The organism is Endothiovibrio diazotrophicus, assembly GCF_054657215.1.
Genome location: NZ_BAAHXB010000025.1, coordinates 1 through 11,671, shown reverse-complemented (window position 1 = coordinate 11,671; position 11,671 = coordinate 1). Strand labels below are relative to the sequence as shown.

The following is an 11,671-nucleotide window of genomic DNA, read 5'->3' as shown; positions in this document are numbered from 1 at the left end:
GTATCAGCGTTCAACGGGCAGGTGCTCCTGTAGGTAGCCGGCCACGTCGACCCCGGCCAAGCGGAAACGGATGCCGAAGCGGTCCCCCTGCTGCCGGCCGGAAGAGCCGCGGGTGGCACGGCTGAAGGCCACCTCCTCGAACCGCGGGGTCTCCGCCAGGGCCGCCACCAACCCGGCGGGATCGGGGCTGTAACCCTCGAGCTCCACCACCCCGCCGTCGATCTGCAGGCGCTCGATCCAGCTATCCCGCGGGATCCGCGCATTGAGCAGCTTGATCACCCCGGCGACGTCCTGATCGGGAAAATCACGCACCGGCGCCAGGCGGGTCTCGATCCCCACCGTCTCCGCACGCAGGCGACTCGCCTCCCGGGCGTCCACCTTCAACCTCTCCAGCTTGCTCTCGAAATAGGCCATGCGGCCGGCCAGCAGCCCCCAGACTCCGAGGAACAGCCCCGCGGTGACGGCGGCCACGATCAGCTGGCGGCGGCGCAGACGATGACGGCGAGCGGCCTCCGTGCGCAGGCTTGCCGCCCGCGGGACGAAACGCAGCGGGGTTTCGGCGTTCCGCGCCCCGGACCACGCCGCCTCCCCCTCCAGCATCTCGGGCTCCGCGTCCTGCCCCTCCCCCGCCAAGGCCTCCCCCACCAGCGCCTCCCGCCACTGGTCACGCAGCGCCGGCTGTTCCAGATCCCCGCGCGCGCAGCCCAGCCAGCGCACCGGGCGCCCGGCGGACCACTCGACACAGGTGAGGAAGTCGCCCTCCGCCTCGCAACGCCAGCGATGGCCGGTGGCGGGGGGGATCAGCGCGGGACGGGGGGCCAGCGCGGCGAGAAACAGCCCGCGCTCCTCGAAGGCGTGAAACAGCGACTCCGCCCGTTCGTCGTCCAGCCAGAGGGCGAGGACCCGCCCGCCGGGCGACGCGGGAGGGAGTACCCGCAGGGCCATCGGCTGCTCGACGCCGGGGAGCAGATCGGGGAGCTGCAGACGGACCGCGTCGTGGAGCTGCTCCGCGGAGAGCCCGGGCATATCCAGGGCGAGGGCGAAGAACTCGTCGCCGGGCAGGGCCAGCGCCACCTGCAGCCGATCGCCGGGGAGCAGCCGCCGGGCGGCGCGCGCCACCGCCTCGGCGCTGCCCTCCGCCAGCGGCTCCTCGCGGCCGGCGACGGGGTCGATCAGACGATCGGCGCAGAGCAGCAGCAGCCGCTCCTGCACCTCCTCGTCACGCTCGCCCCCCTGCCGCCAACGCCGCCAACGCTGCGGGGGCAACTGCGGCAACTGACGTAGGACGGCGACCCACGCCTGCAGACGTTCGTTCAAACCGGCGCCCCCGTGCCGTCATGGCCGACGCAGAGGTCCAGCGCCCGCTCCCACGGCGGCAGGCGGACGCCGAAGGCCTCTTCCAGCCGTCCGTTGTCGAGCACCGAATAGGCGGGACGGCGGGCGGGGGTGGGATACTCGGCGGTGGTGATCGCCTTCAGCTCACGCAACGCCGGCGGCGCCGCCCCCTCCAGGTGGGGGGCGCGGCGGAAGATGGCGGCGGCAAAGCCGTGCCAGGTGGTCTCGCCATCGCAGGTGAGGTGGTAAGTGCCACCGCGTTCGCTCAGCGCGCCGGGCTGGGCGACGACCTGGGCGGTCGCCTCGGCGATGGCACGGCTCCAGGTGGGGGTCCCGCGCTGGTCGTCGACCACCGCGAGGCGCTCCCGCTCGCCGCCCAGACGCAGCATGGTGCGCAGGAAATTGTGGCCGCGCAGGCCGTAGACCCAGGCGGTGCGCAGGATCAGGTGGTCGCCACCGACGGCGCGCACCGCCTCTTCGCCGGCCAGCTTGGTGCGGCCGTAGACCCCCTGCGGGGCGGTCGGGTCGTCCTCCCGGTAGGGGCGGTTCGCCGCACCGTCGAAGACATAGTCGGTGGAGTAGTGAACCAACGCGCAGCCGCACCGCTTCGCCTCCTCGGCGAGGACGCCGGGGGCGATGGTGTTGATCGCCTCGGCGAGCGCCGGCTCCTCCTCCGCCCGGTCCACCGCGGTGTAGGCGGCGGCGTTGACGATGAGCGCGGGGCGGACCTCCGCCACCACCGCGCGCAGCGCCGCGGCGTCGCTCAAATCGACTCGGGGAAGGGCCTTGGGGAGGGCCCCGCTCGCCCCCGGCGCGACCACCGCACCGAGGGTCGCCAGGGTGCGCTGGAGCTCCCAACCCACTTGGCCGGAGGCGCCGAGCAATAGAATGGGGTGATGCCGTCGCATGAAGGTCCGATAGGTTCCTGAATGGGGCGTGCCGGTCTTTGGAGTGGTTCACCCCGGACCGGGAAAGCGGTCATTATCGTTCTCATCGCCGCAATCGGAGCGGCGAATCAATCGGCGTAGGATAGCAGTCGATCCTCCGCCAGGTCACGCAGGCGGATCCCTTCCCGATCCTTGGCCGAAAGCTCCGGCGCAACGCTCAAGGGCCAATCGATTCCGATGTCGGGATCGTCCCAGGCGACCGTCCCCTCCACAGCGGGGTTGTAGCGGTCGGTCACCTTGTAGGCAAACAGCGCGGTCTCGCTGGTGACGCAGAAACCGTGGGCCAATCCCGGCGGCACCCACAACTGGCGGCGGTTGTCGGAGGAGAGCAGGACCCCGACCCAGCGACCGAAGGTGGGCGAGCCGCGACGGATGTCCACGGCCACGTCGAACACTTCGCCCTGGAGCACGTAGACCAACTTGCCCTGGGCGTTGGGGTTCTGGAAGTGGAGGCCGCGCAACACCCCGCGACGGGAGCAGGAGAGATTGTCCTGGACGAAGTCGCCGGGCAGACCCGCGGCCAGGTAGCGCTCCCGATTCCAGCTCTCCATGAAGAAGCCCCGCTCGTCGCCGAACACCTTGGGTTCGACGATCCGCACACCAGGGAGTTCCGTATCGATCACGTTCATCTGCACGCCCCCTGCTGCAACAGGTTGAGGAGGTAGGTACCGTAGCCGTTGTTCCGATAGCCCGTGGCGATCCGCTCCACCTCCGCCGCGTCGATCCAGCCGGCGCGGTAGGCGATCTCCTCGGGACAGGCGACCTTCAGCCCCTGGCGGGCCTCGATGGTCTCGATGAAGTTGGCCGCCTGGATCAGCGAGTCGTGGGTACCGGTATCGAGCCAGGCGGTACCCCGCCCCATCCGCTCCACCACCAGTTGCCCCTGCTCCAGGTAGCGCTTGTTGACGTCGGTGATCTCCAGCTCGCCGCGGGGGGAGGGGCGGATCGACTTGGCGATCTCCACCACCTGCCGGTCGTAGAAGTAGAGGCCGGTCACCGCATAGTTGGACTTGGGTGCCGCGGGTTTCTCCTCCAGGCCGGTGACCCGCCCGTCGGCATCGAACTCCGCCACCCCATAACGTTCCGGGTCCTTCACCCAGTAGCCGAAGACGGTGGCCCCGTCGCCCCGCTCGGCGGCACTACGCAGGGTCTGGGTGAGGCCGTGACCGTAGTAGATGTTGTCGCCGAGGATCAGGCAGGAGCGGGAACCGTCGACGAACGACTCACCGATCAGGAAGGCCTGGGCCAGCCCGCCCGGCTCGGGCTGGGCGGCGTAGGAGAGGGAGATCCCCCACTGGCTGCCGTCGCCGAGCAGCTCCTGGAACAGCCGCTGGTCGTCGGGGGTGGTGATCACCAGGATCTCGCGGATCCCCGCCAACATCAGGGTGGTCAGCGGGTAGTAGATCATCGGCTTGTCGTAGACCGGCAGCAGCTGCTTGCTCACCACCCGGGTAAGCGGATAGAGACGGGTGCCGGAACCGCCGGCGAGGATGATGCCCTTGACGCCCATGGTCAGCCACCCAGTCCGAGTCGCTCGCGGTCGTGATCGATCTGCGCGCGCAGCCGCTCGCCGTTCTCCAGGTACCACTTCACCGTCTTGCGCATGCCGGAGTCGAAGGTCTCGGCGGGCTCCCAACCCAGCTCGTCGCGGGTCTTGGTCGGATCGATGGCGTAGCGCCAGTCGTGCCCCGGGCGGTCGGTGACGAACTCGATCAGCGACTCGAAGGGGCGATGGGGCGAGTCCGGCACCAGCTCGTCGAGCAGCGCACAGAGGGTCTTCACCACCTCCAGGTTGGTCTTCTCGAAGTTGCCGCCGATGTTGTAGGTCTCCCCCGTCCGCCCCGCCTCCAGCACCCGGCGGATGGCGCGGCAGTGGTCGAGTACGTAGAGCCAGTCGCGGATGTTGGTGCCGTCGCCGTAGACCGGCAGTCCCTTGCCCTCCAGGGCGTTGAAGATCATCAGCGGGATCAGCTTCTCCGGAAACTGGTAGGGCCCGTAGTTGTTGGAGCAGTTGGTGGTCAACACCGGCAGCCCGTAGGTGTGATGGTAGGCGCGCACCAAGTGGTCGGAGGAGGCCTTGGAGGCGGAATACGGGCTGTTGGGGGCGTAGGGGTGGCACTCGGTGAAGGGGGGATCGGTCGGCCCGAGGGTGCCGTAGACCTCGTCGGTGGAGACGTGGAGGAAGCGGAAGTCCGTGCGCTCCTCCCCCGTCAGGGCGCCCCAGTAGCGGCGCGCCTCCTCCAGCAGGTTGAACACCCCGACGATGTTGCTCTGGATGAACTCGCCGGGAGAGTCGATGGAACGGTCGACGTGGGACTCGGCGGCGAAGTTGACCACCGCCCGCGGGCGATGCTCCTCGAACAGCCGGCGCACCAGCTCGCGATCGCCGATGTCACCCTGGACGAAGTGGTGGCGGGGATCGTCCGCCAGCCCGTCGAGGTTGTGCAGATTGCCGGAGTAGGTGAGCCGGTCCAGGTTGATCACCGGCGAACCCACCTCCGCGATCCAATCGAGCACGAAATTGGAACCGATGAAACCGGCGCCGCCGGTGACGATGATGGGCTGAGTCATGGAATTTCGCTTGAAATCGGGTCGGTCGATGGTCGAAAACGGGGCCGTGAACGAGAGCAAACCCTCACTTCCAACCCGGCCCTGGAAAGCGCGGCGGATTATACCCGAAGAGTCCCGATGCCGCCTAATAGACCACCTGGATCCGCTCCGACCCCGCCCAATCGCCCAGGCGCTGGAGCAGTTCCGAGGCCGGTCGCACCCGCCACCCCTCGTCCAGGTGGAGCGGCCCACGGGCGGATCCGTTGCGATAGTCGATGGTCACCGGGCAGGGGCCGTCGCGGAACGGCGCCAGCAGGTCGGCCAGCCGCACCCCCGGGCGCGCCTCCAGCAGCCGGCCGTCGAGGCGGATCACCAGCCGCTTGGCGTAGACCTCGCGTGCCTGGTCGATGTCGTTGATCTTCTCCGCCGAGAGGCGGAAGCCGCCGGAGTAGTCGTCCACCGACAGTCCCCCCTCCACCACCAGCACCTTGTCCTTGGCGAGGATGTTGCGGTAGCGCTCGAAGTCGTCGGAGAAGACCGCCGCCTCGACCCGCCCGCTGCGGTCATCCAGGGTGACGAAGGCCATCCGCCCGCGCTTGGTGTTGAGCGTGCGGATACCGATCACCAGCCCGGCGAGCACCACCTTCTTCTCCGGCGCCTTGCGCCGCCAGCGGTTGTTGTCCTCCTCGTCGTCGTCGCTCGGCGGCTCCGGCTGCGGCACGGTGGCACACACCTCGGCGATGCGCCCGGTGGTGAACTGGCCCAGCTCCTTCAGGTGACGCTCGATGGGGTGGCCGGTGAGGTAGAGACCGAGGGTCTCCTTCTCGTAGGCGAGCCGCTCATCCTCGTGCCACTCTGCACGGCTCTCGCGGGCGTTGGCCGGCAGCGTCTCCGGCGCGTCGCCGCCCACCGGCAGGCCGAACAGGTCCATCACCCCCGCGTCCTGATCGCGCAGATACTGCTCGGCGGCCTGGATCGCCTCGCCGAGCTGATGGTCGAGGGTGGCGCGGTTGACCCCCAGCTCGTCCAGCGCGCCGGCGCGGATCAGCGCCTCCAGCACCCGCCGGTTGGCCTTCTTCAGGTCGATGCGACGGCAGAAATCGAACAGATCGGAGAACGGCCCACCCGCCGCCACCTCGGAGACGATCCCCTCGATCGCCCCCTCGCCCACCCCCTTGATGGCGCCGAGGCCGTAGACGATCGCCCCATCCTCACGGACGGTGAACCTATAAGAGGAGGTGTTGACCGACGGCGGCACCACCCGCAGGTCCATGGCGTTGCACTCGTCGATCAGCGTCACCACCTTGTCGGTGTTGTCCATATCCGCCGAGAGCACCGCGGCCATGAACTCCGCCGGGTAGTGGGTCTTCAGCCACAGGGTCTGGTAGGAGACCAGGGCGTAGGCGGCGGAGTGGGACTTGTTGAAGCCGTAGCCAGCGAACTTCTCCACCAGGTCGAAGATCTTCATCGCCAGGGTGCCGTCGACCCCGTTGTTCTTCGCCCCCTCCTCGAAGGTGGCGCGCTGCTTGGCCATCTCCTCCGGCTTCTTCTTGCCCATGGCGCGGCGCAGCAGGTCGGCACCGCCCAGCGAGTAGCCCGAGAGCACCTGGGCGATCTGCATCACCTGCTCCTGGTAGAGGATGACCCCGTAGGTGGGCTCCAGGATCGGCTGCAGCGAGTCGTGCTGGTACTGGGCGTCGGGGTAGGAGATTTTCTCCCGGCCGTGCTTGCGGGCGATGAAGTTGTCGACCATGCCCGACTGCAACGGGCCCGGGCGGAACAGCGCCACCAACGCCACGATGTCCTCGAAGCAGTCGGGCAGCAGCCGCTTGATCAGCTCCTTCATGCCGCGGGATTCGAGCTGGAACACCGCGGTGGTGTTGGCCGCCTTGAGGTTGTCGAAGCTCGGCTTGTCGTCGAGCGGGATCATCGCGATGTCGGGGCAATCGGCCTCGGGATCACCGCCGCGAGTCTTGATGGTGCGGCGGATGTTGTCCAGCGCCCAGTCGATGATGGTCAGGGTACGCAAGCCGAGGAAGTCGAACTTGACCAGCCCCACCGACTCCACGTCGTTCTTGTCGAACTGGGTGACCAGGCTGCCGCCGCCCTCTTCACAGTAGAGCGGCGAGAAGTCGGTCAGATCCGAGGGGGCGATGACCACGCCGCCGGCGTGCTTGCCGGCGTTGCGGGTGAGCCCCTCCAGCTTCAGCGCCATGTCGATGAGCTCATGCACCTCCTCGTCATCGCGGTAGGTGTTGGCCAGCTCCTCCTCCTGCTCCATCGCCTTGGTCAGGGTCATCCCCACCTCGAAGGGGATCATCTTGGAGATGCGGTCGACGAAGCCGTAGGGGTGGCCCATCACCCGGCCGACATCGCGCACCACCGCCTTGGCGGCCATCGAGCCGTAGGTGATGATCTGCGAGACCTGACGGCGGCCGTAGGTCTCGGCCACGTAGTCGATCACCCGGTCGCGCCCCTCCATGCAGAAGTCGACGTCGAAGTCGGGCATGGAGACGCGCTCGGGGTTGAGGAAGCGCTCGAACAGCAGGTCGTAGGCGAGCGGGTCGAGGTCGGTGATGAGCAGCGCGTAGGCGACCAAGGAGCCCGCGCCGGAGCCGCGCCCCGGCCCCACCGGCACACCGTTGTTCTTCGCCCACTTGATGAAGTCGGCGACGATCAGGAAGTAGCCGGGGAAGCCCATCTGCAGGATCACCCCCAGCTCGATCTCCAGCCGCTCGTCGTAGGGCTTGCGCTTCTCGGCGAAGTCGGGGGCGTTGACGTCGAACAGCTTGGCGAGCCGGTACTCCAGCCCCTCCTTGGAAGCGTGACGGAAATACGCCTCCTCGGTGAACCCCTCGGGGATCGGGCTGGTCGGCAGATAATAGGTGCCGAGGCTCAACTGCACGTTGCAGCGCAGCGCGATCTCGACGCTGTTCTCCAGCGCCTCGGGGATGTCGCTGAACAGCTCCGCCATCTCCGCCGGCGACTTGAGGTACTGCTCCTCGGAGAAGCGCCGCGCCCGGTGGGGATCGTCGAGGGTGCGGCCGTCGTGGATGCAGACCCGCACCTCATGGGCCTCGAAGTCCTCCTTGGTGATGAAGTGGACGTCGTTGGTCGCCACCACCGGCAGCTCCATCATCGCCGCCAATTCCACCGCCGCGTGCAGGTACTCCTCCTCCTTGGGCCGCTGCGAGCGCTGCAACTCCATATAGAAGTCGTCGCCGAACAGCCGCACCCACTCGGTGGCCCGCTCCGCGGCCAGATCCCGCTTGCCGGCGAGCAGCGCCTCGCCGACATCGCCCAGCCGCCCGCCGGAGAGCGCGATCAACCCCTCGGTGGCGCGCACCGAGCCCTTCTCCTTATCCTCGTAGACCCGCAACAGCCACTCCCGCTCGAGGATCGGCACTCCCTGGTGCTGGCCGTCGGTGTAGCCCAGCGAGACCAGCCGGGTGAGGTTGCGGTAGCCGGTGTAGTCGCGGCAGAGCAGCACCAGCCGGAACGGCTTGGTGGGCGCCTCCGGGTTCTCGATCCAGACATCGGCGCCGAAGATCGGCTTGACCCCCGCCCCCTTCGCCGCGTTGAAGAACTTCACCGCGGCGAACAGGTTGTTCTGGTCGGTGATCGCCACCGCCGGCATGCCCATCTCGGCGCACGCCTTGACCAGCGGCTTGACCCGCACCATGCCGTCGACCATGGAGTATTCGGTGTGCAGGCGGAGATGGACGAAGGGGACGCTCATGGCCGTATTCTACGCGAGGACGGCCTATTTATGGGTGGCGTTTCTGCGCCGAGAACGAAGAGACGCGAAGAAGCGTTTTTTGCCTGAAATGGAAAAAACTCCATCCACCACCGGGCGATGCGCCGCCTTAAACGAGCCCCCAGTTAACGCCTCCCCTGTGAGGGCAGAATATGCAATCAAATCAAAGAACGGAAAAATCTGTACGCCATCCGCTCAAACTGCCCACGATCCTACGAACCCACAACACACAACATGACGCCATCCTTCACATCAATCAACACATCATAAAAAATCCATCCATACACTTCCCCCAAGCAAAAATCGACCTATACTCAACGCTGCCCCCCCCCCTCGAACAATGCGCAACACTATGAGCAGACAACCGCATAACCTACGCCGACGCAGCGAAACCCTTACGCACCCATTACAAAACTCTCAACGCGCACACCGATAAGCCCGCAAGAAGAAGACATACAATAACTACTTATAGCGAGACAAGAAACCAGCAAATCAAAATGCCATACAAAAAATAAATGACATACTTTCAACCGACCACGGACCATCCCATCACGGAGGAATATCGTGAAACGCTCCTACGCAATTGTTGTGGACATCCCAGAATCTGATGACACAAAATGCTTTATTGCATTTCCATTCAAGATAGAAGACACATCAAACTATCCAATCACTGACGTAATCAGCAAAGCGTTACTAAGAGAAAACATGACGCCCACCTGGACCAATTGGGCAGAACCCGGAATAATAATAGATACTAGAATTCGCTCTAACATAAGAGAGGCAAGCATGGTGATCGCAATATGCACACCATCAGCAGACAATTGCACCAACCCAAATGTAATGTACGAACTTGGTCTCGCAGACGCCATTGGAAAACCGACCCTCATCATGACGACAAACGCGGAAGAACTTCCTTTCGATATATCAAACAGAAATGCATTTAATTACAACCCATCCGACACCGAAGACAAAAATCACCGAGACGCCCTTATCGATAGACTTTGCCTGAGTATAAGCCATTTAAAAAGAGTTACGCGAAGCGAAGGATTCATATTAAAGGATGCACCGGGAATCCATGTAATCACAGCAACTGATAGGATATTTTTAGAAGCCCCATTTTGGAGCTATGTAAAGTCAGTTGAAAACATTAGCTACAACATCCAAGACGAAGTAGCAGCAATCACCTCTAATGCAAACAAGCTCTCCTACCTCGCCTCCCGTCTACTTTGGCCAAAAGGCACGGAGAAAAACGACACGTTGAATGATATTTTCACGACATGGAACGACTTCAAAAATTCTCACGAAAAACGCTTGAACAAATGCCTAGACGACACCAGCTTGGCCGATGCCAAAAATCTACTATTGGAACTCAAGACCCCATCAAAAGACGACAACATATCAACAATACTCCAGGTAGACTTGGAAAACCTGACAACAAAAGTCAAAGAGCACGCAGAGAAATACCAGAAATCCAGCGAATCTATTGACTCACTCATATTCAACGCATCAAAAGACCCATCAGGCCTTTATCGGGAGATTGACGCGATAGTAAAGAGTGTGGAATCACTTGGAACATATGCAAACAACACAACAAAACACCTCGATAAAGTGATTTACGATTCTTTTTGGGTATCTTAATATCGCACATCTGGAGAAAGCAGCGATGAAAGTATCATACGTCCTGAGCAATGACCGAGAACTTTATGATGTATTTTCACTCAACAAGGAAGACATATTGCATTCAGATGACTATCTTGAAAAGTTGAGAAAACATATATCAAATATTGTAGAAGTCGCCGGAAATGCAAAAAACATTCACGAATATTTCTTGCTTCACGACGCGATGGATCGATGGAGAGGCGCAGGCCGCGCTCTAGGAATTTCGGTTGACAAAGCACTGGTTCTTCCAGAAGGACTTACAAGAGAAGCACCCAAAAACCAACAAACGTGGTCGGAGGACAACTTGCAAAAATGGGTTGAAATCAAATCATTCGACATTAGGGAGAGGCACGCCATTGAATGGCACGAATCGAAACCAATATCTGAAATAATAAAGTCATACAATGAACAACTAACGCCCGATCAAGAAAGACAGGAAGCCGACTCAAATTGGCTTCACGCTGAACTATACGCAGCAGTCGAAATCATCGACGGAAGATTTCACTTGGTAAACTCAATCACATCAGATTCATATTGGAGACTTGAGGGAAAAAACGGGGGAAGATGGCTCTCAGATGTCAAGCGGCTGAAGGCATATTTTCACTGGAAGAGAAGAGGCGAGCTTTGGAGCGAAGAGACACGAAACGACTATTTGTCTGCCTGCCAAGAACTGTACTCCATGCTAACTGATGAACATCGAAAATCACCACAGTTCGCATTTTTTTCCATACAAGAATATATCGACAAAAATTTCCCGCCCCTCGAATCGAATTCCTCTCAGGATGAAAAAGAGATCAAAAGTAGAAGAAATCTGTGGAGCGAAACAAAAACCAATAGACTTATGGAAATCGGAGCATCCAATGACATATCTAAAAGCCGCAAGATAGCCGATCGACAAATTGCAAAATTTTATGACAACATTATTCCTGCTGTCGTAGAACAGAATGGCGACAGCACTCGGGAGGTTCTTGAGGCATTAGGCATGCGCAAGGGATTCGAACACAATCAAGAAATTGTCAATTGCTTTGAGATGGCGGTCGCTATCTATTTTTTGGACACAGACCTGATCAAAAATATTATAAACATAGAACCACCAATGCCGTCTTAGATATAAGCCATAGTGACCCCGAACCTATCGGGGTCACGAGTGCTTTCGGCGTAGCTGAGGGGCATATTTTGCACCTCTGGGAAAAAGCGTATGTTTTCACGTTCGTCACCACAACAAGACGAATGACGCACAGCACCTGGGGTCAGATCTTGTTTCTTGCTCAAAAGCCGGAAATTATCAGCATCTATCCAAGGTGTTCAACTCATTCATAGTGCGTCCACATACGCAAGATCTTCACAACATGGTCGTTCTCGATGACTTCGTAAACGATACGATGCTGGATATTGATACGGCGCGAATAGGCACCGGAAAGAT

9 protein-coding genes are annotated in these 11,671 nt (G+C 61.9%); 2 read left to right on the top strand and 7 right to left on the bottom strand.

Annotated elements, in window-relative coordinates:
* Window positions 1–3: 3 nt before the first annotated feature.
* The 6 genes from ACYQ2W_RS08775 to dnaE all read right to left on the bottom strand — a co-directional run bounded on the left by ACYQ2W_RS08775 (window position 4) and on the right by dnaE (window position 8,571).
* Entirely contained in the window at window positions 4–1,317 is a 1,314-nt protein-coding gene (locus tag ACYQ2W_RS08775; protein WP_459865362.1) for a PilN domain-containing protein, read from the bottom strand.
* The gene (gene rfbD / locus ACYQ2W_RS08770; protein WP_459865360.1) at window positions 1,314–2,243 is read right to left on the bottom strand and encodes a dTDP-4-dehydrorhamnose reductase; all 930 of its coding nucleotides are present in this window, start codon (window positions 2,241–2,243) and stop codon (window positions 1,314–1,316) included. Before rfbD ends, ACYQ2W_RS08775 begins: the two co-directional genes overlap by 4 nt.
* Window positions 2,244–2,350: 107 nt before the next feature.
* Window positions 2,351–2,911: a dTDP-4-dehydrorhamnose 3,5-epimerase gene (gene rfbC / locus ACYQ2W_RS08765; RefSeq protein WP_459865358.1), complete on the bottom strand. Its 561-nt coding sequence runs from the start codon at window positions 2,909–2,911 to the stop codon at window positions 2,351–2,353.
* On the bottom strand, window positions 2,908–3,792 hold the full coding sequence (gene rfbA / locus ACYQ2W_RS08760; RefSeq protein ID WP_459865356.1) for a glucose-1-phosphate thymidylyltransferase RfbA: 885 nt from the start codon (window positions 3,790–3,792) through the stop codon (window positions 2,908–2,910). Before rfbA ends, rfbC begins: the two co-directional genes overlap by 4 nt.
* Window positions 3,793–3,794: 2 nt before the next feature.
* Window positions 3,795–4,853, bottom strand: coding sequence for a dTDP-glucose 4,6-dehydratase (rfbB, locus tag ACYQ2W_RS08755; protein WP_459865354.1), 1,059 nt, complete (start codon window positions 4,851–4,853; stop codon window positions 3,795–3,797).
* 124 nt (window positions 4,854–4,977) lie between these two features.
* Window positions 4,978–8,571: a DNA polymerase III subunit alpha gene (dnaE, locus tag ACYQ2W_RS08750; RefSeq protein WP_459865352.1), complete on the bottom strand. Its 3,594-nt coding sequence runs from the start codon at window positions 8,569–8,571 to the stop codon at window positions 4,978–4,980.
* A 582-nt stretch (window positions 8,572–9,153) separates the two neighbouring features.
* Here dnaE and ACYQ2W_RS08745 point away from each other — a divergent pair.
* Window positions 9,154–10,227, top strand: coding sequence for a hypothetical protein (locus ACYQ2W_RS08745; RefSeq protein WP_459865350.1), 1,074 nt, complete (start codon window positions 9,154–9,156; stop codon window positions 10,225–10,227).
* Between the two features lie 25 nt (window positions 10,228–10,252).
* Window positions 10,253–11,356 carry a hypothetical protein gene (locus ACYQ2W_RS08740; RefSeq protein WP_459865348.1) on the top strand — a complete coding sequence of 368 codons (1,104 nt, stop codon included), beginning with the start codon at window positions 10,253–10,255 and terminating at the stop codon, window positions 11,354–11,356.
* Between the two features lie 202 nt (window positions 11,357–11,558).
* Here the strand turns inward: ACYQ2W_RS08740 and ACYQ2W_RS08735 are convergent.
* Window positions 11,559–11,671: type II toxin-antitoxin system YoeB family toxin (locus ACYQ2W_RS08735; protein WP_459865433.1), on the bottom strand; the 113-nt coding region annotated here is incomplete at its 5' end.

What these genes read in the sequence shown, in the direction of transcription:
- rfbD (WP_459865360.1), bottom strand. Translation starts at nt 2,243, where the DNA reads ATGCGACGGCATCACCCCATTCTATTGCTCGGCGCCTCCGGCCAAGTG.
- rfbC (WP_459865358.1), bottom strand. Translation starts at nt 2,911, where the DNA reads ATGAACGTGATCGATACGGAACTCCCTGGTGTGCGGATCGTCGAACCC.
- rfbA (WP_459865356.1), bottom strand. Translation starts at nt 3,792, where the DNA reads ATGGGCGTCAAGGGCATCATCCTCGCCGGCGGTTCCGGCACCCGTCTC.
- rfbB (WP_459865354.1), bottom strand. Translation starts at nt 4,853, where the DNA reads ATGACTCAGCCCATCATCGTCACCGGCGGCGCCGGTTTCATCGGTTCC.
- dnaE (WP_459865352.1), bottom strand. Translation starts at nt 8,571, where the DNA reads ATGAGCGTCCCCTTCGTCCATCTCCGCCTGCACACCGAATACTCCATG.
- ACYQ2W_RS08740 (WP_459865348.1), top strand. Translation starts at nt 10,253, where the DNA reads ATGAAAGTATCATACGTCCTGAGCAATGACCGAGAACTTTATGATGTA.